Source organism: Pseudomonas sp. PAMC 25886 (genome assembly GCF_000242655.1).
Lineage (GTDB): Bacteria > Pseudomonadota > Gammaproteobacteria > Pseudomonadales > Pseudomonadaceae > Aquipseudomonas.
In genome coordinates this window covers 90,268-110,009 of sequence record NZ_AHHC01000008.1, presented here as the reverse complement: position 1 = coordinate 110,009, position 19,742 = coordinate 90,268, and the positions used below count along the sequence as shown (strand labels likewise).

Below are 19,742 nucleotides of genomic sequence, written 5' to 3'. Positions count from 1 at the left end.
TAAACCGGCGTCCTGCCGGTTTACCCGCTCCGTACTACCTGCGTTCGGCCAGCGTGGTTTAACGGGGCGCCTAAGATCAAGATCAAAAGCAGATCAACAGCACAGCGGCCTACAGGCCGGCTTGAGTGGTGTGAAGCAAAGGCAAAATCAAAAGCCAGAGCGGGCACGGTCAAATGTAGGAGCTGGCTTGCCTGCGATGGCCTCGCCTCGGTGCATCTGAAAAACCGAGTTGTCTGCATCGCAGGCAAGCCAGCTCCCACAGAAAAGCAGAGCCGCATCCGTTTCAGTATTTGGTTTCGCTTTGGCTTTCGCTTTTGATCTGGCTTCTACCACTCAAGCCGGCCTGTAGGCCGCTGTGCTTTGGCTTTTGATCTTGATCTGGCTCTGACTGCCCCAATAAGCCCGAGGCCGAACGTAGGGATTGAGGAGCGGGTAAACCGGCAGGACGCCGGTTTAGCCGCGACGGGGCAGGGACGCCCCGTCGCGGCGGCCCGCGGAGCAATGCCGGAGTGAGGGAACACCGAGCCTTAGCGAGGTGCCGACAGGCGGGGCAGAGCCCTTTGCTTACTTTGGGCTGGGCCGGCATTCCGGCTTTTCCAAAGTGAGTCGCTGTAAGAGCGAAACCCTAAGCCGCCGTTACCTAAATAACGGATATGCCCCCTCCAAAAGCCTAAACCGAAAACCTAGCCACCATGGTGTTGAGATCCACCGCCAACCGCGACAACTCCTGACTCGCCGCACTGGTCTGATTCGCCCCCGCCGACGTCTGTTGCGCCAGATCACGGATATTCATCAAATTGCGATCCACCTCCCGCGCCACTGCCGCCTGCTCTTCCGAGGCACTGGCAATCACCAGGTTGCGCTCATTGATCAAGGTAAACGCCGAAGCAATCTCCTCCAGCGCCGTACCCGCCGACTTGGCGATATCCAGCGTCGAACGCGCCCGCGTGTTGCTCTGCTGCATAGAGCTGACAGCCTGATCAGTCCCCTGCTGAATCCCGCTGATCATCTGCTCGATCTCCTGGGTCGACTGCTGCGTACGATGCGCCAACGCCCGCACCTCATCCGCCACCACCGCAAACCCACGCCCCGCATCCCCGGCCCGCGCCGCTTCAATGGCAGCATTCAGCGCCAGCAAATTGGTCTGCTCGGCAATCGAGCGAATCACATCAAGCACCTTGCTGATGCCATACACCTTCTGCGCCAGGTCCTCCACCTGCGTCGCGTTGGCCGTCACATCATCGGCCAGGGACTCAATCGACAACACCGTCTGATGCACCTGCTCACGACCATGCTGGGCGATCCGGTCAGACTCACGCGACGCCTGGGACGTGGCCACCGCATTGCTCGCCACCTCCTCCACCGCCGCCGTCATCTGATTCACCGCAGTGGCCGCCTGTTCGATTTCCTGACTCTGCTGATGCAGCCCACGGGTCGCGTCTTCCGTCACGCAACTGAGTTCTTCGGAAGCCGACGCCAATTGGCTGGACGAATCGGAAATACGCCGGATGGTTTCCCGCAGGCTCTCCTGCATGCTTTTCAGCGCCTGCTGCAAACGCGCCGGCTCGTCCTTGCCGCTGACCGTAATCACGCCAGTCAGGTCGCCGCTGGCCACGCCCTGTGCGACTTTCAGCGACTGGGATAACGGCAGCACGATGCTGCGGGTCAGCAGCAACGCCAGGCCAATGGTGATCAGCGCCGTCACGGCAATCATGCCGACTACCCAGCTGCGCGATTGGGCGAACACGCTTTGGGCCTGGCTCGCCGCCTGATTGGCACTGACCTTGTTCAGCGTCACCAGCTCCCGCAAGGTGCCAGCCAACTCGTCGGCCAACTGGTTCATCTCACCGTTAACCACCTTGATCGCGTCTTCCAGCTGATTGGCCCGGGAAAACCCCATGACCTGCTCCTGGCGTTGCAGGTAGCGCGCTTCCTCGGCTTTGAAGCGATCGAACAACACCCGCTCTTCAGGCAGCACGATCAACCCCTCGTAGAGGGACTGAGCCTTGTGCAAGCCGCTTTTCAGCTCGGTGATTTTCTGTTCATTCTGCGTGATCGCCTGCGGGTCGCGGTTGAGCAACAAGCGTAACGTCAGGGCCCGCACCCGCAGCAGGTCCTGATTCATTTCACCGACCGCCATCACGCTGGGCAGCCAGTTGTTTTCCACCTGGTCCGACTGCTGGCGCATATTGCCCATCTGCAACAGGGCAAAACCGCCCAGGGCAAACACCATCAGCGCCAGCAAACCAAACCCCAGGCCGGCGCGAGGGGCAATATTCAGACTTCTGATATTCATGTTCGGAATCCTTCCAAAAGCGCTGCATCCACCTGCAGCGGGCTCTTGAAAGGTATCGGCGAGAAACGGGGTTTGCGTAAGACGAAAACGCGATATCAAAACGCCTTATGATCGCCCCGCCCCGGCTGTAGCGATTCAGCGTACGGTAAAGCTCTTTTGCGTCAGCAGGCGGTCGCCCTGGAACACCATGAAACGCCACTCCCCGGGCACGACTTCGTGGTGCTCGGTGAACTCGAACGCCATCACCTCCTGCGGCGCACCGGGAACCAGCTTCTGGGTCACTTCGAGTTTGTCATGACGCACACCGTCCGGCGTGCGAATGCCCGGGGTGAAGTAGAGCAAGGTCAGTGGCGTGTCTTCGGCAGCTTTGCCAAGCAATTGATAGCGCAGCCCGAACTTGGTGCCCAGCGTCGCCGGCACCACGGTGGTGGCCTGGATCTGTTCGTTGCTGCGGCGCAGCACGCGCTCCCCGGCTTGCAGATCGGCTTTAGGGCCATCAAACACGCCGAACTCCACTGGGCCTTCGATACGCACTTCGGCACTGGCCAGGCTGCTGATCATCATCAGCGCCGCCAGGGCGCCTGAACGGGTGAATTGCATGCTGCACTCCTTGTTTGAGAAGGCCGCAGCTTATGACGCAGGGATGACGACAGGATGACAAACCCCATCACTTGGGCTTGGGCAAAATCGCCAGGAAATTGTCCCGCGCGACCTTTCTGGCCACGTCTTCAGGCAGCGCATCGAGGAACGGGTCGAAGCTGCGCATTTCCTTACCGAGCTTGTTGAAGCGCCCTACCACGTCTGAACCGAGCATGAAGCGGTCCGGGAAGCGCTCCACCAGCTTTACCCACTCAGGACGTGGCGTTCCAGCCTCATCCAGCAAGTAAGGCGTGAGCACGCTCCAGGACAGGTCGACGTACAGGTTCGGGTAAGCCTCCAGCAGGCGCGCCAGGGTGGGCAGCAAGAAATCCATCTGCGTCTGGTGCCGGTGGATTTCCATGCTGCTGCCCGCATGGGCCCAGATGAACCGGGTGTGCGGGTGGTTGCGCAGCGGCTCTTCCATTTCCGCCAGATACAACGGATTTTTCTCACGCTTGGAGGTGATGTTGGAGTGCACCATCACCGGCAAATCGTTCTCCGCTGCCAGGTGATAGATGCGGGTCATCGCCTCGTTATTGGCCCTTGGCGTGTCGCCGGAGGTCAGTGCGGTCAGGTCATCGTGACGGGTGAAGACTTCGCCGATGCCTTGCCACAGCCCCGGATTGAGGTCGAGCATGCGCTGGATGTGGGACGCCGCGTTTTTGTCGTTGGGGTTGAAACCGCTGAGGAACGGATGAAAGCGCTGACGTTGCTCCGGGCTAAGTTTATTGACCGCGTCGGCGACGAACACGTCGGTGGCGCTGTACCAATAGGCGTCGGCGTCATCCCCGGCGTAATAGCGCGGGCGCTTGGGTTCGTCTTCGTGCCACTTCTTGGCCACGGGAATCCCGGAAATCATCACATGCTCGATGCGATTATCGGCCATGGCCTTGAGCAACTTGTCCATGCCCGCCGACTCCTGGAAGAAGTCGACGTAATGCAGGTGCGCATCGCTGTAGGCATAGTCGCGGGCCTGTACCGCAAAGCTCGCGGCGGCCAACAACAGGGCAATACTCAGGCGGGTCCGGCGCACAGGGGCATCTCAAACAAGGGCTAAAAAAGGTAGACCTCAAGCCGCGCCTGCGGGTTCAGCGGTAAACAACAGGGAACACCAAGGTGCCAGCATGCTCTATAACTGCATGACCTTCTTCCTGCCACCCTGTGAGGTTTGCCATGCCTGTTACCGTGAATACGCTGAACGCCGAAAACTTCCGCCACAGCGTCAATATCAATAACCACGAGCTGTTTACCGACCTGCCCAAGAGCCTGGGCGGCGACGACTCGGCGCCCTCTCCCCACGATTACTTCGATGCCGCGCTGGCTTCGTGCAAGGCCCTGACCGTCAAGCTCTATGCCCAGAAAAAAGATATTCCGCTCACCGGCGTCACCGTGGAAGTCACCCATGACAGCACCGAAGAGCAAAAGGGCAAATACACGCTCAACGTCAAACTCACCCTCAAGGGTGTACTCACCGACGAGCAGCGCGATGAGCTGCACCGTGTGGCGGATCGCTGCCCGGTGCACAAGCTGATGACCACGGCCGAAGTCACCATCGAGACCCGGCTCTCGGAAGGCGCCTTCAGCCAGTAGCGGCAACCTCCCGTCGAGCGGGTTATGCTCAGAGGCATCTAACCCGCTCAGATTGGGACGCACCATGACCACAGTGACCGTGATCCGCCCCCGCGCCGAAGACGTTGAAGGGCAACCGATCCTGCGCCCGTTGCCCTCCCGGCAATGCCGCAGCGTCGGGCCGTTCGTGTTTTTCGACCATATGCTGCACACCCGCTATGCCCCGGGCACCGGCATGAATATTCGCCAGCACCCGCATATCGGCCTCTCCACCCTGACCTACTTGTTTGAAGGCGAACTCCTGCACAAGGACAGCCTGGGTTCCGACCAGGTTGTAAAGGCCGGGGACGTCAGCTGGATGACCGCCGGCAGCGCCATCGCCCACGTTGAACGCAGCCCCGAAGCACTCAAGGCCAGTGGTTTTGGCCTGCACGGGCTGCAAGTGTGGCTGGCCTCGCCCAAGGAACATGAGCAAGGGCCTGGGCATTACAGCCATCACCCCGCCGCCAGCTTGCCGGTGAGTGAGAACCTTGGCGTGCAGATTCGCCTGATTGCCGGCAGCGGCTTTTGCCTGGAATCGCCGGTGCCGGTGCTGTCGCCCACCCTGTATGCCGAGGTTCGAATGCAGACGGCCACCACGCTGCTGATCCCGGATGAACATGCGGAACGGGCGGTGTATGTGCTGGAGGGTGAGGCGCAGTTGGAGGGCGAGGTGCTGGAGGTGCACAGCCTGGTGGTGTTACCGGAGGGCGAAAGCCTAGCGCTGTTTGCCGAGACGGATTGCCATCTGGTGGTGTTCGGCGGCGCGGCGCTGGACGGGCCACGGCGGATCAACTGGAATTTTGTCGCGAGTGACCCGGTGTTGATCGAGCAGGCTCGCCAGCGTTGGGCGGCCGGGGATTGGCCGACGGTGCCGGGGGAAAGTGAGCGGATCGAGTTGCCTGGAGGCAAGGCTTAAGCGCTTTTATTTCCCGTTAAATAGCCATCGCGAGCAAGCCCGCTCCCACATTCGACCGCGTTCCTTCAGTGGGAATGCGGTCGAATGTGGGAGCGGGCTTGCTCGCGAAGGGGCCAGTTCAGGGAACCGCGCTATCAGCCCTTGAACACTTCATCCAGCAAGTTATGCATCGACTGGAAGGCCCGTGCGGCGGTCTTCGCGTCATACATCATCTTGCCCGGCACGTTCGCGTGCGGGTCGGTAAACGAGTGCACTGCACCGCCGTAGCTCAGCAATTGCCAATCCACACCGGCAGCGTTCATTTCGTCTTCAAACGCCGGCAGTTGCTCTTTCGGCACCAGCGGGTCGGAAGCGCCGTGCAACACCAGCACTGAACCCTTGATGTTTTTCGCATCGGCCGGGTTCGGTGTGTCGAGGCTGCCGTGGAACGAAACGGCGGCTTTCAACGGCGCACCGGTACGCGCCAGCTCCAGGGAGCAGCAGCCGCCGAAGCAGAAACCGAAGGTTGCCAGCTTCGAGGTATCCACCGCCGCTTCGGTCTGGGTCTTCAGGTGATCAAGCGCGACTTGCATGCGCTTGTTCAGCAGCGGCCGGTCATTCTTCAACGGCATCATCGCCGCACCTGCTTCATCGCCATTCGAAGGGCGAACAGTTTGCCCGTACAGGTCGGCAAGCAAGACCACGTAGCCCTTGCTGGCCACGCTCTTGGCGATCTCTTCAGCGCCGGCACTGACACCCATCCAGTTCGGCGCCATCAACAACCCTGGCAGCGGGCCCTTATGACTGGCATCAAATGCCAGGCGGCTTTCATAAGACTGGCCATCAATCTGATAGACCACGGAACGCACGGTGATTTGGCTCATCATTTACTCCAGGTGAAAGGCTCTAGAACGAAAAAACCCGCCGAAGCGGGTTTTTCTACAACGGTGTTAAACCGACAGTTCAACCAACAGCTTGTTCAGTCGGCGCACATAAGCGGCCGGGTCTTTCAGGCTGTCGCCGGCAGCCAGGGCTGCCTGGTCGAAGAGGATGTGCGACAGGTCGCCAAAGCGCTCTTCGCTCTGCTCGCCGTCGAGTTTCTCGATCAGCGGGTGAGCCGGGTTGAATTCGAAGATCGGCTTGGAATCCGGAACCTTCTGACCGCTGGCTTCCAGGATCTGACGCATCTGCATGCCCAGGTCCTGCTCGCCGATGGCCAGAATCGCCGGGGAGTCGGTCAGACGGTGGGAAACCCGCACTTCGCTGACGGCATCGCCCAAGGCGGTCTTGATGCGCTCAACCAGGCCTTCTTTGGACTTGGCCACTTCTTCAGCGGCTTTCTTGTCTTCTTCGGAATCCAGGTTGCCCAGGTCCAGGTCGCCACGGGCGACGTCAACAAAGCTCTTGCCGTCGAAGTCGCTGAGGTAGCTCATCAGCCACTCGTCGATGCGGTCGGTCAGCAGCAGCACTTCGATGCCTTTCTTGCGGAAGACTTCCAGGTGCGGGCTGTTCTTGACCTGAGCGTAGGTTTCGCCGGTCAGGTAGTAGATCTTGTCCTGACCTTCCTTGGCGCGCGCCAGGTATTCGGCCAGGGAAACGTTCTGCTCGCCGTCGTCACCGTGGGTCGAGGCGAAACGCAGCAGACCGGCAATTTTTTCCTTGTTGGCGAAATCTTCTGCCGGGCCTTCTTTCATCACCTGGCCGAAGTTTTTCCAGAAGCCCTTGTATTGCTCAGGCTCGTTCTTCGCCAGTTTTTCCAGCATGTCGAGGACACGCTTGGTCAGCGCCGATTTCATCGAGTCGATGATCGGGTCTTTCTGCAGGATTTCCCGCGACACGTTCAGCGACAGGTCGTTGGAGTCGACCACGCCCTTGATGAAGCGCAGGTACAACGGCAGGAACGATTCCGCCTGGTCCATTACGAACACACGCTGCACGTACAGCTTCAGGCCTTTCGGCGCTTCACGCTGGTACAGGTCGAACGGAGCACGGGCCGGTACGTAGAGCAGCGAGCTGTATTCCAGCTTGCCTTCGACCTTGTTGTGGCTCCAGCTCAGCGGGTTTTCGTAGTCGTGAGCGATGTGCTTGTAGAACTCCTGGTATTCCTCGTCCTTGACTTCGGTACGAGGACGGGTCCACAGGGCGCTGGCGCGGTTGACGGTTTCCCATTCCAGCGCAGGCTTTTCTTCGCCTTCAGCAGCGGCTTGTTCTTTCGGCAACTCGATCGGCAACGCGATGTGGTCGGAGTACTTCTTGATGATATTGCGCAGGCGCCAGCCATCGGCGAACTCGTCTTCACCGGACTTCAGGTGCAGGACAATGCGCGTACCGCGGTCAGCCTTGTCGATAGTGGCGATTTCAAACTCGCCCTCGCCCTTGGAAGACCAGTGCACGCCTTCGCTGGCGGCAAGGCCGGCGCGGCGGCTGAAGACTTCAACCTTGTCGGCAACGATAAAGGCCGAGTAGAAGCCCACGCCGAATTGGCCGATCAGGTGCGAATCTTTCTTCTGGTCGCCCGACAGGTTCTTCATGAAATCAGCAGTGCCGGATTTGGCGATGGTCCCCAGGTGGGTGATCGCATCGTCACGGCTCATGCCGATACCGTTGTCTTCGAGAGTGACGGTTTTCGCGTCTTTGTCGAAGCTCACACGGATTTTCAGTTCCGCGCCGCCTTCCAGCAACTCAGGCTTGGACAGGGCTTCGAAACGTAATTTGTCGACAGCGTCAGAGGCGTTCGAGATCAATTCGCGAAGGAAAATTTCCTTGTTGGAATACAGCGAATGGATCATGAGGTGCAGCAGTTGCTTCACCTCGGTCTGGAAGCCCAGGGTTTCCTTTTGAGTTTCCACACTCATGGTCATCAAACTCCAATTGGATGGCAGTGGCCGCGCCCTTGAGGGTTGGCGGCGGGTTGTCATCAAAGTTGGGGGCTAAGACCAGGATTTCAAGGGCGAGCCGGTTCCTCAATCTTGAAATGCGCACGGGCGGTGGCAATCGGTTCAGCCTGGGTGCTTTGCCACGCAGTAATCGCCACATTGGCCACCCGCCGCCCCTGGCGCCACACCTGGCATTTGGCGTAGGTGTCGCGAAACTGGCCGGCGCGCAGGTAATCCAGGGAAAAATCGATGATCTTCGGCACACCCGGTGCACCGGTGAACACCAGCAGATGCAAGGCGGCGGACAGCTCCATGAAGCCTGCAATCACCCCGCCGTGGATCGCCGGCAATATCGGGTTACCAATGTTGTCCTTGTTGGCCGGCATGCGGAACAGCAATTCATCCCCCAGGCGCGTGCATTCGATGCCGATCAGCTTGGCGTAGGGAATCAGGTTGAGCAGCACATCGTAGTTGACGCGCTCGTGGGCCTGCTGCAGTCGGGTCTTGAACTGATGCTTCATGGCTGCTGCTCTCCCTTGATCGTATTACCCAGGCCCTGGCTGCCCTTGAGGCGCTTGCCCATGCGCATGAACGTGCCCACCACATGGGCAATCGGCTGCTGCGGGTCATCCTGGTAGGCGAAGCCACGGGTGAAGATTACGTCGGTGGTGACCCGGTAGCACTGGGCGAAACCGAACACCGGCCTGTGGGGTTCGGCCGGGTGCATGTAGTCGACACGCAGGTCCAGGGTCGGGCAGACCTCGAACTCCGGCAATACACACAGGGTGGCCATGCCGCAGGCGGTGTCCATCAAGGACGTCAGCGCGCCGCCGTGGATCACTCCGGTCTGCGGATCACCGACAATATGCGGACCATAGGGCAATACCAGGGTCATGCCGTCTTCACTGGCGGCATGCACCTGGATACCCAGTACCTGGCAGTGACGCAAGGCCGAAACAAAACGCGTGGCACGGGATAAAAGAGGATTTTCGGTCATTCGTTAAAGACTCTTATTAGTGTGAATCCGGCGGTGTAGACAACCTTGGTGAAAGTTCCCTGGGAAAACGTCTTATATATCTGTGAGATTTAAGGAACTAAGCGTTGGGCATAGGCTCGAAAGGCCAGTAGATATCTTCAATAAGGAGAAACACCCCATGCGCAAGACTTTAGCTATTTCCTTGATGTTGGCCGCTGCCCTCGGCCTCGCTGCCTGCGATAAAAAATCCGAGGACAAAGCTCAGGACGCCAACCAACATGCTGAACAAGCTCAAGAAAAAATGAGTGAAGCTCAGGATAAAGTGAACGACGCTGCAAAAGAAAACGCTGAAGCTGCCAAAGCCCAGCAGGAATCGAACAACGCAGCCGCAAAAGAAGCAGCACCTGCAACCGGTTCTTGAGTCTGACGACTTGAACACCGTGGCTTGAAAAGTCATGTTGCAAAAGAAAGCCCGCCAAGTGCGGGCTTTACTTTGTCCGCTGCTTTTATCTGGGCAGCAAAGTGCGAAAAGTCGGACTAAGCCCCGCTCCTGACGCTGAATAACAGCCATAAAAAATGCCCCGAATCGTTTGATACGGGGCATTTTCGATTACAACGTTTGACCAGAAGCTTTAAGCAATCGCTTCGCTGCGCTTGCCCAGCAGCCGATCAATAACCACGGCGACCACCAGGGTCATCACCGAAGGCACCAACCACGCCAGGCCCTGCTCGCTCAACGGCAGGTGAGCCAGTTGCGATGGCATCCAGTCCGCCAGGCCTGCGCCCTTCAGCGCATCAATGCAGCCAAAGATGAACGACACCAGCATCACCGGGCCCACGATACGGCCCTGCTCCTGCCAGAAGTCCTTACAGAAGCTCAGGGCCACCAGCACGATGCACGGCGGGTAGATCGCGGTGAGTACCGGGATCGAGAACGCAATCAGCTTGGTCAGGCCCAGGTTGGACACAAACAGCGAGAACACCGCCAGGATCACCACCAGGGTCTTGTAGGACAGCGGCAATACACGGCTGAAATACTCGGCGCAGGCGCAGGTCAGGCCCACCGCCGTCACCAGGCACGCCAGGGAAATCAGCACGGCGAGGAAGCCGCTGCCCAGGGAGCCGAAGGTGTGCTGGACGTAAGCGTGCAGCACGGCAGCGCCGTTGGCGGCACCGGCGGCCACTTCATGGCTGCCCGAGCCGAGGCGGAACAGGCTGATGTACACCAGCGCCAAGCCCACGCCAGCAATCAGCCCGGCAATGATCGCGTACCGGGTGATCAGCTTCGGCGACTCGACGCCACGGGAGCGAATCGCATTGACGATCACGATACCGAACACCAGGGCACCGAGGGTATCCATGGTCAGGTAACCATTGATAAAACCCTGGGAGAACGGAGCAGCCACGTACTCAGGGGTGGCGACACCCACATCACCGGCTGGCAGGGCGAAGGCAGCGATGCCCAGCACGGCCAGGGCGATGATCTTCAACGGCGCCAGGAAGCGACCGACGGTATCCAGCAGACGGCCCGGGTACAGGGAGATGAAGAACACCAACAGGAAATACACCGAGCTGTAGAGGAACAGCGCCAGCGGGCTTTCACCGGTCAGCGGCGCCAGGCCCACTTCAAAGGAAACGGTGGCGGTTCGCGGGGTGGCGAACAACGGGCCGACTGCGAGGTAAGCAGCCGCTGCCAGCAAGCCACCGGCGATCTTGCCGATCGGGCTGCTCAACGCGTCCATGCCACCACCGACCTTGGCCAGGGCGACGACAGTGATCACCGGCAAACCGACCGCGGTGATCAGGAAGCCCAGCGCCGCCATCCAGACATGAGGCCCGGACTGCAAACCGACGATAGGCGGGAAGATGATGTTGCCGGCGCCCACGAACAGGGCAAAAGTCATAAAGCCCAACGCCAGGATGTCCTGGCTTTTCAACACTTTCATTTGAGGAAATACCACACTACTGAATCGGAATTTAGAGAGGGCTTCCCTATGGATGAGGGAAATACTGCCGGTCCTGATGGGGACTGACGGGTCTAGCGCGGGGCTTCCTTTTGGGATGCGCACGCATAAAGAGGCGGCTAGCCTAACGAATTTGCGGGTCAAACGCACTGTTGCGGGGCGAACTGTCCGATAAGCGACATTTTTATGTCGCGTTTTCATATCTAAATTTTGAAATACGATCAAATGTGGGAGCAAGTCCGCCCCCACATTTTGATCTCCACCAACCTTCAGAATGCACAAAGGCCACCCGAAGGTGGCCTTTGTGGGGTGAAGCGTCAGTTAAGCGCGAGGCTTACTTGACAGCCCAACCGGTCAGCTCGGACAAAGCCTTGCCGATGTCTGCCAGCGAACGCACGGTTTTAACGCCTGCGTCTTCCAGGGCAGCAAACTTCTCGTCTGCAGTACCCTTGCCGCCAGAGATGATTGCGCCAGCATGGCCCATGCGCTTGCCAGCAGGGGCAGTCACACCAGCGATGTAGGAAACAACCGGCTTGGTCACGTGTGCCTTGATGTAGGCAGCCGCTTCTTCTTCAGCCGAACCGCCGATCTCACCGATCATCACGATCGCTTCGGTCTTCGGGTCTTCCTGGAACAGCTTCAGGATGTCGATGAAGTTCGAGCCTGGGATCGGGTCACCGCCGATGCCGACGCAAGTCGACTGACCGAAACCGGCGTCAGTAGTCTGCTTGACAGCTTCGTAGGTCAGGGTGCCGGAACGGGAAACGATACCGACTTTGCCTGGCAAGTGAATGTGACCTGGCATGATGCCGATCTTGCATTCGCCTGGAGTGATCACGCCTGGGCAGTTAGGGCCGATCAGGGTAACACCCAGCTCGTCGCACTTAACTTTAGCGTCCAGCATGTCCAGGGTAGGAATGCCTTCGGTGATGCAAACGATCAGCTTGATGCCGCCGAATGCTGCTTCCAGGATGGAGTCCTTGCAGAAAGGAGCTGGAACGTAGATCACGCTGGCGGTGGCGCCAGTGGCAGCTACAGCATCTTTCACGGTGTTGAACACTGGGAGGCCCAGGTGCTCGGTGCCGCCTTTGCCCGGAGTCACGCCACCGACCATCTTGGTGCCGTATTCGATGGCTTGCTGGGTGTGGAAACTACCTTGCGAACCGGTAATACCCTGGCAAATAACCTTGGTGTCTTTATTGATCAGGACGCTCATTATTTGCCCTCCGCAGCTTTGACAACTTGTTGAGCAGCGTCGGTCAGGCTGGTAGCAGCGATGATGTTCAAACCGCTTTCTGCCAGTACTTTAGCGCCCAGTTCAGCGTTGTTACCTTCAAGGCGAACAACCACCGGGATTTTAACGCCGACTTCTTTCACTGCACCGATGATGCCTTCGGCAATCATGTCGCAACGAACGATGCCGCCGAAGATGTTGACCAGTACTGCTGCGACGTTGGAGTCGGACAGGATGATCTTGAACGCTTCGGTAACGCGTTCTTTGGTGGCACCGCCGCCTACGTCGAGGAAGTTGGCTGGTTTGCCGCCATGCAGGTTGACGATGTCCATGGTACCCATGGCCAGGCCAGCACCGTTGACCATGCAACCGATGTTACCTTCCAGGGCTACGTAGTTCAGTTCGAACTTGGCAGCGTGCGCTTCGCGCGGATCGTCTTGCGACGGATCGTGGAAAGTCTTCAGCTTAGGCTGACGGTACATGGCGTTGGCGTCGATGTTGATCTTGGCGTCGAGGCAATGCAGATCGCCGTCAGCCTTGATCACCAGCGGGTTCACTTCCAGCAGGGCCAGATCGTGATCCTGGAACAGTTTGGCCAGACCTACGAAGATCTTGGCGAACTGGGCAACTTGCTTGCCTTCCAGACCCAGCTGGAAAGCCAGCTCGCGACCCTGGAATGGCTGAGCGCCAACCAGTGGATCGATAGTGGCTTTCAGAATTTTTTCTGGGGTTTCTTCGGCGATCTTCTCAATGTCCACGCCACCTTCGGTGGAGGCCATGAACACGATGCGACGGCTCGAACGGTCAACGACAGCGCCCAGGTACAGCTCTTTAGCGATATCAGTGCACGATTCAACCAGGATCTTGGTGACTGGCTGGCCATTGGCATCAGTCTGGTAAGTCACCAGACGCTTGCCCAGCCACTGCTGAGCGAAGGCTTTGGCGTCTTCTTTGCTGCGAACCAGCTTGACGCCGCCCGCTTTACCGCGACCACCAGCGTGAACCTGGGCTTTGACAACCCACTCGGTGCCGCCGATTTTGTCGCAAGCTTCTGCTGCTGCTTCCGGGGTGTCTACTGCGTAACCCTTGGATACTGGCAGGCCGTATTCAGCGAACAGCTGCTTACCCTGATACTCGTGAAGATTCATGCTTATTACCGTCTTCGTTAGGTACTGCGCATTCGGCGCTGCGCTCTTTATTGAGTGCCGCGCCACCTGTGACTGCTGCTTGCACAGTCAAACCACCAAAAGCCTGAACCCTGGGTGGTGAAACTGCGCAAGACTGCGTCCAGCGGATATTCCGCGGTGAGTCTTGCGCACAAGGCTCACGACGGGCAACCGCCGTGGTTTCTTATTATCTCGCTTAGCGCTTCTTCTTGTTGGCGATGTGGATGGCATGGCCATTCACTGCCAACGCGGCTTCGTGCAGCGCTTCGGACAGGGTCGGATGGGAGAAAACCATCATGCCGATGTCTTCGGCGCTGGTGCCGAATTCCATACCGATTGCGCCTTGCTGAACCAGTTCTGCTGCGCCTGGGCCAATCACGTGGACGCCCAATACGCGGTCAGTCTTGGCATCAGCGATGACTTTGACAAAACCACCGGTGTCGTTGGCTGCCATGGCACGGCCAGAAGCGGCAAACGGGAAGGTGCCGACGTTAACTTCAACGCCTTCAGCTTTCAACTGCTGTTCGTTCTTGCCGACCCATGCAATTTCCGGGTGGGTGTAGATAACCGACGGGATCAGGTCGTAGTTCATCTGGGTTTTGTGACCCTTGATGCGCTCGACAACCATGATGCCTTCTTCGGAAGCCTTGTGCGCCAGCATCATGCCGCGAACCACGTCGCCAATGGCGTAGACGCCCGGCACGGTGGTAGCGCAGTGATCGTCAACGTGGATGAAACCACGCTCGTCGATGTTCACGCCGCTGTCGGAAGCCAGCAGATCAGTGGTCACTGGACGGCGACCAACGGCTACGATCAGCTTGTCGAAAGTGATGGTCTGTTCGCCATCCTTGTCGGTGTAGGTCACGACTACTTCGTCGCCGTTAACCTTGGAACCAGTAACGCGAGCGCCCAGCTTGATGTCCAGACCTTGTTTGGTCAGGGTTTTCAACGCTTCTTTGGACACTGCGGTGTCGGCAGCCAGCAGGAACGTGTCCAGGGCTTCCAGCACGGTGACTTCGGAACCCAGACGGGACCAGACCGAACCCAGTTCCAGGCCGATCACGCCAGCGCCGATCACGCCCAGACGTTTTGGAACCGATTGGAATTCCAGGGCGCCGGTCGAATCAACGATTACGTTCTGGTCAACTGGAGCCGGTGGAATGTCGATTGGACGCGAACCTGGAGCCAGGATCACGTTTTCGGCTTCGATGACTTCTACCGAACCGTCAGGCTTGGTGATTTCAACTTTCTTGCCGGCCAGCAGTTTGCCGTGGCCTTGCAGGGAAGTAACGCCGTTGGCCTTGAACAGGGTAGCAACGCCGGAAGTCAGGCCTTTAACGATGTTGGCCTTGCGGCCGACCATTGCTGGCACGTCCATGGTCACGCCAGCGTGGTTGATGCCGTGGATGGCAAAACCGTCTTGCGCTTCGTGGAATTTCCAGGAGCTGTCCAGCAGCGCCTTGGAAGGAATGCAGCCAACGTTCAGGCAAGTACCGCCCAACGCCAGTTTGCCTTCCTTGTCGGTGTATTTTTCGATGCAAGCAGTCGAGAGGCCCAGTTGTGCGGCCTTGATGGCGGCAACGTAGCCGCCAGGGCCCGCACCAATCACTACAACGTCAAATTTCTGCGACATGAAAAAAAATCCTCTTTAGCTAAAAGCTTCAAGCCGTGAGCCGCACTCCGGCCTGCCTTGCGACAGGGTGGGTGGTGCGGCTCACCGCCGCTTTATCAGATATCCAGCAGCAGACGAGCCGGGTCTTCCAGCAGGTTCTTGATGGTCACCAGGAAAGTCACGGCTTCTTTACCATCGATCAGGCGGTGATCGTAGGACAGCGCCAGGTACATCATCGGGCGGATAACCACTTGGCCGTTGATCGCCATAGGACGCTGCAGAATGTTGTGCATGCCCAGGATCGCAGCTTGTGGCGGGTTGACGATCGGAGTCGACATCATAGAACCGAAAGTACCACCGTTGGTGATGGTGAAGGTACCACCGGTCATCTCGTCGATGGTCAGTTTGCCGTCACGGGCTTTCTTGCCGAAGTTGGCGATGCCGCCTTCGATTTCAGCCAGGCTCATCAGTTCGGCGTTACGCAGAACCGGTACTACCAGGCCACGGTCGCTGGATACGGCAACGCCGACGTCAGCGTAGCCGTGGTAAACGATGTCGCCGCCGTCGATGGAAGCGTTGACTGCCGGGAAGCGTTTCAGCGCTTCGGTGGCGGCTTTCACGAAGAACGACATGAAGCCCAAACGTACGCCGTTGTGGCTCTTCTCGAAGAGATCCTTGTACTTCGAACGCAGGGCCATGACTTCGGTCATGTCGACTTCGTTGAAAGTGGTCAGCATCGCCATGTTCGACTGTGCTTCAACCAGGCGCTTGGCCACGGTGGCACGTACGCGGGTCATCGGTACGCGCTTCTCGGTGCGGTCGCCAGCGGCGAACACAGGCGCAGCGGCAGCCGGGGCAGCAGCCTTGGCAGGTGCGGCAGCCGGAGCGTTTTTCTTGGCTTCAACTGCGGCAACCACGTCTTCCTTGGTCACACGGCCGTCTTTGCCGGTGCCTTTGATGGAAGCCAGGTTGATGCCGTTCTCGTCAGCCAGCTGACGCGCAGCCGGTGCAGCGATTGGATCTTCAGCGCCTGCAGCCGGTGCAGCAGCTGGAGCTGCGGCAGCGGCCGGTGCAGCAGCGGCAGGAGCGGGAGCAGCGGCAGCAGCACCGCCCTCTTCGATCGAGCCCAGTACCTGGTTCGACAGAACGGTAGCGCCTTCTTCGGCAACGATTGCGCCCAGCACGCCGTCAGCTTCAGCCAACACTTCCAGAACGACTTTGTCGGTCTCGATGTCGACGATCAGATCGTCACGCTTGACGGCCTCGCCTGGTTTCTTGTGCCAGGTGGCAACGGTGCCATCGGCAACCGATTCCGGGAATGACGGGGCTTTGATTTCGATAGCCATTATCTGTGGGTCCTTAAAATTCGGTTTCAGTCAGCGCGAAGGCGTTAAACAGTGAAAGCATCTTGCAGCAGTTTTTCCTGCTGCTCGGCGTGCATCGATGCATAACCACAAGCAGGTGCAGCAGAAGCATCACGACCGGCATACTCCAGGCCCAGTGCCTGTTTGTGGTTGCCGATGCTGCGACGCAGGTGATGCTGGCTGCTGTACCAAGCGCCCTGGTTCATCGGTTCTTCCTGACACCACACCACGTTGGTGAGGTTGGTGTAAGGCGCGATGGCCTCCATCAGGTCGTCTTCCGGGAACGGGTAAAGCTGCTCGATCCGCACGATGGCGATGTCTTCGCGGCCTTCGGCACGGCGTTTTTCCAGCAAGTCGTAATAGACCTTGCCGCTGCACAGGATCAGGCGAGTGACCTTGGCGGCGTCGAGGGTGTCGATTTCTGGAATAACGGTCTGGAACGAACCATCAGCCAGATCTTCCAGGGTCGAGATGGCCAATTTATGACGCAACAGCGATTTCGGCGTCAGCACCACCAGCGGCTTGCGCAGCGGGCGGATCACCTGGCGACGCAGCAAGTGGTAGATCTGGGCCGGGGTAGTCGGCACGCACACCTGGATGTTGTGCTCGGCGCACAATTGCAGGTAACGCTCCAGACGGGCCGAGGAGTGCTCCGGACCCTGACCTTCATAACCGTGTGGCAGCAGCATGGTCAGACCGCACAGACGGCCCCACTTGTGCTCGCCGCTGGTGATGAACTGGTCGATAACCACCTGGGCACCGTTGGCAAAGTCGCCGAACTGGGCTTCCCAGATCACCAATGCCTGAGGCGTGGTGGTCGAGTAACCGTATTCGAACGCCAGTACGGCCTCTTCGGACAGGAACGAATCGTACAGGTCGAAACGTGGCTGGCCTTCGTACAGGTTCTGCAACGGGATGTAGGTGCCCGCGTCTTTCTGGTTGTGCAGCACAGCGTGACGGTGCGAGAACGTACCACGGCCGATGTCCTGGCCGGTCATGCGGATCGGGTGACCTTCGAACGCCAGGGTCGCGTACGCCATGGTTTCGGCGTAACCCCAGTTGATCGGCAGGCCGCCGGCTTGCATCTTCTGACGGTCTTCGTAGATCTTCGCAACCTGGCGCTGTACGACGAAACCGTCTGGAATTTCCAGCAGCTTGGCAGACAGCTCCTGCAGGGTTTTCAGATCGAACGAGGTGTCATGACGCGCCGTCCAGGCGTGGCCCAGGTACGGACGCCAGTCAACGAACAGCTCTTTGTTCGGCTCTTTGACCAGGCTTTTTACAACGTGCAGACCGTTGTCCAGCGCGTTGCGGTATTCATCGATCTTCGCCTGAACACGTGCATCGTCCACTACGCCGGCCTTGATCAGGCTGTCGGCGTACAGCTCACGGGTGGTGCGCTGCTTGGTGATTTGCTGGTACATCAACGGTTGGGTGCCGCTAGGCTCATCCGCTTCGTTGTGACCGCGACGGCGGTAGCAGACCAGGTCGATGACCACGTCACGCTTGAACTGCATGCGGTAATCAATGGCCAGTTGGGTCACGAACAACACGGCTTCCGGATCATCACCATTCACATGGAGGATCGGCGCCTGGATCATCTTGGCCACGTCGGTCGCGTACTCGGTAGAGCGTGCGTCCAGCGGGTTGCTGATGGTGAAGCCCACCTGGTTGTTGATGACGATGTGAACGGTACCGCCCGTCTTGAAGCCGCGGGTCTGCGACATCTGGAACGTTTCCAGGACCACGCCTTGACCGGCGAATGCCGCGTCACCGTGGATGGAAATCGGCAGGACCTTCTCACCGGTGGAGTCGTTACGACGATCCTGGCGAGCACGTACAGACCCCTCGACCACTGGAGAAACGATTTCCAGGTGGGATGGGTTGAACGCCATGGCCAGGTGAACTTCACCGCCGGTGGTCATTACGTTGGACGAGAAGCCCTGGTGGTATTTAACGTCACCGGAACCCAGCTCAACCTTTTTCTTGCCTTCGAACTCGTCGAACAGCTCGCGCGGGTTCTTGCCGAAGGTGTTCACCAGCACGTTCAAACGGCCACGGTGGGCCATGCCGATCACGATTTCCTTGGTACCGTAGGAGCCGGAACGCTGGATCAGCTCGTCGAGCATCGGAATCAGGCTTTCGCCGCCTTCCAGGCCGAAACGCTTGGTGCCCGGGTATTTGGTACCCAGGTATTTTTCCAGGCCTTCCGCTGCGGTGACGCGCTCGAGCAAGTGGCTCTTGACGTCCGCAGACAGCACTGGACGGCCACGCACGCCTTCAAGACGGTGCTGGAACCAGTGGCGCTGCTCGGAATCAGTGATGTGCGTAAATTCGGCACCGATGGTGCGGCAATATGTCTGCTGCAACGCTTCGTGAATTTCGCGTAGGCTCGCTTCCTCTTTGCCGATGAACAGGTCGCCGGCACGGAAGGTCGTATCAAGATCGGCATTGGTCAAGCCGTAATGATTGATCGACAGGTCTGCAGGTGCAGGACGCTGCCACAGCCCCAGCGGGTCAAGCTGGGCTGCCTGGTGGCCACGCATACGGTAGGCCTGGATCAGTCGCAGTACTTCAACTTGCTTCTTCTCGTGCTCACTGCTCACGCTTCCGGCGGAAACCGGCTGGGCGCGGCGCTGGTTCTTTGCCAGCAGCACGAACTGATCGCGAATTGTTGCGTGCGATACATCGGTGGCAGCGTTGCCGTCTGAAGACAACGTCTGAAATTTGGTGCGCCATTCTTCTGGCACAGCGTTAGGGTCGTGCAGGTAGAGCTCATAAAGCTCTTCCACATAGGCAGCGTTACCACCTGAAAGATAGCCGCTGTTCCACATGCGCTGCATCACGCTTTCTTGCATGCTTGGTCACCCTCGATTTGGGGACACCACCGGCGAAAACACCGAGTTTGCTTGCAAAAGGCCAAGTGCAGCGACCAAAACAAGCCACTTAGGATCACGCTGATAGTTCGGGTACCAACCCGAATGCCCCTGCTTGTCTCATTTCTTCAAAATAAGAGCCGCGGCTTTGTAAGTCGCTGCTCAAGTTAAAACTACGGCGCCGGTTGAAGCCTGCGCCGTAGCATCTACGGGCACAACGGTCCTGCTTTTAC

General features: G+C 58.8%; 16 protein-coding genes. 3 read left to right on the top strand and 13 right to left on the bottom strand.

The genetic code is table 11. The features are described from left to right. Nucleotides 1-670 precede the first annotated feature (670 nt). The 3 genes from MUM_RS0101700 to MUM_RS0101690 all read right to left on the bottom strand — a co-directional run bounded on the left by MUM_RS0101700 (nt 671) and on the right by MUM_RS0101690 (nt 3,968). Nucleotides 671-2,296 carry a methyl-accepting chemotaxis protein gene (locus MUM_RS0101700; RefSeq protein WP_010166285.1) on the bottom strand — a complete coding sequence of 542 codons (1,626 nt, stop codon included), beginning with the start codon at nt 2,294-2,296 and terminating at the stop codon, nt 671-673. A gap of 135 nt (nt 2,297-2,431) precedes the next feature. After that, nucleotides 2,432-2,896: a DUF3859 domain-containing protein gene (locus MUM_RS0101695; protein ID WP_010166283.1), complete on the bottom strand. Its 465-nt coding sequence runs from the start codon at nt 2,894-2,896 to the stop codon at nt 2,432-2,434. Nucleotides 2,897-2,963: 67 nt separating this feature from the next. After that, entirely contained in the window at nt 2,964-3,968 is a 1,005-nt protein-coding gene (locus MUM_RS0101690) for an amidohydrolase family protein (protein ID WP_010166281.1), read from the bottom strand. A 140-nt stretch (nt 3,969-4,108) separates the two neighbouring features. On the opposite strand from MUM_RS0101690, the gene MUM_RS0101685 reads away from it, so the two are divergent. Then, nucleotides 4,109-4,525, top strand: coding sequence for an OsmC family protein (locus tag MUM_RS0101685; protein ID WP_010166279.1), 417 nt, complete (start codon nt 4,109-4,111; stop codon nt 4,523-4,525). A 64-nt stretch (nt 4,526-4,589) separates the two neighbouring features. Then, on the top strand, nt 4,590-5,462 hold the full coding sequence (locus tag MUM_RS0101680) for a pirin family protein (RefSeq protein WP_010166277.1): 873 nt from the start codon (nt 4,590-4,592) through the stop codon (nt 5,460-5,462). Nucleotides 5,463-5,596: 134 nt separating this feature from the next. Here MUM_RS0101680 and MUM_RS0101675 read toward each other — a convergent pair whose 3' ends face one another. The 4 genes from MUM_RS0101675 to MUM_RS0101660 form a co-directional block, all read right to left on the bottom strand. Further along, nucleotides 5,597-6,325, bottom strand: a complete 729-nt coding sequence (locus MUM_RS0101675) for a dienelactone hydrolase family protein (RefSeq protein WP_008434010.1) — start codon at nt 6,323-6,325, stop codon at nt 5,597-5,599. A 66-nt stretch (nt 6,326-6,391) separates the two neighbouring features. Beyond that, nucleotides 6,392-8,296 (bottom strand): molecular chaperone HtpG, encoded by a 1,905-nt coding sequence (gene htpG / locus MUM_RS0101670; protein WP_010166275.1) that lies wholly within the window; start codon nt 8,294-8,296, stop codon nt 6,392-6,394. An 89-nt stretch (nt 8,297-8,385) separates the two neighbouring features. Then, entirely contained in the window at nt 8,386-8,838 is a 453-nt protein-coding gene (locus MUM_RS0101665; protein ID WP_010166273.1) for a PaaI family thioesterase, read from the bottom strand. Further along, nucleotides 8,835-9,314 carry a PaaI family thioesterase gene (locus tag MUM_RS0101660; protein WP_010166271.1) on the bottom strand — a complete coding sequence of 160 codons (480 nt, stop codon included), beginning with the start codon at nt 9,312-9,314 and terminating at the stop codon, nt 8,835-8,837. Before MUM_RS0101660 ends, MUM_RS0101665 begins: the two co-directional genes overlap by 4 nt. A 157-nt stretch (nt 9,315-9,471) precedes the next feature. Here MUM_RS0101660 and MUM_RS0101655 point away from each other — a divergent pair, with 157 nt between their 5' ends. Continuing rightward, nucleotides 9,472-9,714, top strand: coding sequence for a hypothetical protein (locus MUM_RS0101655; RefSeq protein WP_010166269.1), 243 nt, complete (start codon nt 9,472-9,474; stop codon nt 9,712-9,714). 211 nt (nt 9,715-9,925) lie between these two features. Here MUM_RS0101655 and brnQ read toward each other — a convergent pair whose 3' ends face one another. The 6 genes from brnQ to MUM_RS0101625 all read right to left on the bottom strand — a co-directional run bounded on the left by brnQ (nt 9,926) and on the right by MUM_RS0101625 (nt 19,491). Continuing rightward, nucleotides 9,926-11,239: a branched-chain amino acid transport system II carrier protein gene (gene brnQ, locus MUM_RS0101650; protein ID WP_010166267.1), complete on the bottom strand. Its 1,314-nt coding sequence runs from the start codon at nt 11,237-11,239 to the stop codon at nt 9,926-9,928. A gap of 352 nt (nt 11,240-11,591) precedes the next feature. Further along, nucleotides 11,592-12,473 carry a succinate--CoA ligase subunit alpha gene (gene sucD / locus MUM_RS0101645; RefSeq protein WP_010166265.1) on the bottom strand — a complete coding sequence of 294 codons (882 nt, stop codon included), beginning with the start codon at nt 12,471-12,473 and terminating at the stop codon, nt 11,592-11,594. Further along, entirely contained in the window at nt 12,473-13,639 is a 1,167-nt protein-coding gene (gene sucC / locus MUM_RS0101640; protein WP_003210567.1) for an ADP-forming succinate--CoA ligase subunit beta, read from the bottom strand. Before sucC ends, sucD begins: the two co-directional genes overlap by 1 nt. 214 nt (nt 13,640-13,853) lie before the next feature. Beyond that, on the bottom strand, nt 13,854-15,290 hold the full coding sequence (lpdA, locus tag MUM_RS0101635) for a dihydrolipoyl dehydrogenase (protein WP_010166256.1): 1,437 nt from the start codon (nt 15,288-15,290) through the stop codon (nt 13,854-13,856). A 95-nt stretch (nt 15,291-15,385) separates the two neighbouring features. After that, a complete protein-coding gene (odhB, locus tag MUM_RS0101630) occupies nt 15,386-16,615 on the bottom strand; it encodes a 2-oxoglutarate dehydrogenase complex dihydrolipoyllysine-residue succinyltransferase (protein WP_010166254.1) in 1,230 nt (409 codons plus the stop codon). Between the two features lie 44 nt (nt 16,616-16,659). Further along, nucleotides 16,660-19,491 (bottom strand): 2-oxoglutarate dehydrogenase E1 component, encoded by a 2,832-nt coding sequence (locus MUM_RS0101625; RefSeq protein ID WP_010166252.1) that lies wholly within the window; start codon nt 19,489-19,491, stop codon nt 16,660-16,662. Nucleotides 19,492-19,742: the final 251 nt, after the last annotated feature.

Coding starts and splice junctions, on each gene's coding strand:
- htpG (WP_010166275.1), bottom strand. CDS start 8,296: ATGAGTGTGGAAACTCAAAAGGAAACCCTGGGCTTCCAGACCGAGGTG.
- MUM_RS0101680 (WP_010166277.1), top strand. CDS start 4,590: ATGACCACAGTGACCGTGATCCGCCCCCGCGCCGAAGACGTTGAAGGG.
- lpdA (WP_010166256.1), bottom strand. CDS start 15,290: ATGTCGCAGAAATTTGACGTTGTAGTGATTGGTGCGGGCCCTGGCGGC.
- MUM_RS0101625 (WP_010166252.1), bottom strand. CDS start 19,491: ATGCAAGAAAGCGTGATGCAGCGCATGTGGAACAGCGGCTATCTTTCA.
- MUM_RS0101675 (WP_008434010.1), bottom strand. CDS start 6,325: ATGAGCCAAATCACCGTGCGTTCCGTGGTCTATCAGATTGATGGCCAG.
- sucC (WP_003210567.1), bottom strand. CDS start 13,639: ATGAATCTTCACGAGTATCAGGGTAAGCAGCTGTTCGCTGAATACGGC.
- MUM_RS0101700 (WP_010166285.1), bottom strand. CDS start 2,296: ATGAATATCAGAAGTCTGAATATTGCCCCTCGCGCCGGCCTGGGGTTT.
- odhB (WP_010166254.1), bottom strand. CDS start 16,615: ATGGCTATCGAAATCAAAGCCCCGTCATTCCCGGAATCGGTTGCCGAT.
- sucD (WP_010166265.1), bottom strand. CDS start 12,473: ATGAGCGTCCTGATCAATAAAGACACCAAGGTTATTTGCCAGGGTATT.
- MUM_RS0101660 (WP_010166271.1), bottom strand. CDS start 9,314: ATGACCGAAAATCCTCTTTTATCCCGTGCCACGCGTTTTGTTTCGGCC.
- brnQ (WP_010166267.1), bottom strand. CDS start 11,239: ATGAAAGTGTTGAAAAGCCAGGACATCCTGGCGTTGGGCTTTATGACT.
- MUM_RS0101695 (WP_010166283.1), bottom strand. CDS start 2,896: ATGCAATTCACCCGTTCAGGCGCCCTGGCGGCGCTGATGATGATCAGC.
- MUM_RS0101655 (WP_010166269.1), top strand. CDS start 9,472: ATGCGCAAGACTTTAGCTATTTCCTTGATGTTGGCCGCTGCCCTCGGC.
- MUM_RS0101685 (WP_010166279.1), top strand. CDS start 4,109: ATGCCTGTTACCGTGAATACGCTGAACGCCGAAAACTTCCGCCACAGC.
- MUM_RS0101665 (WP_010166273.1), bottom strand. CDS start 8,838: ATGAAGCATCAGTTCAAGACCCGACTGCAGCAGGCCCACGAGCGCGTC.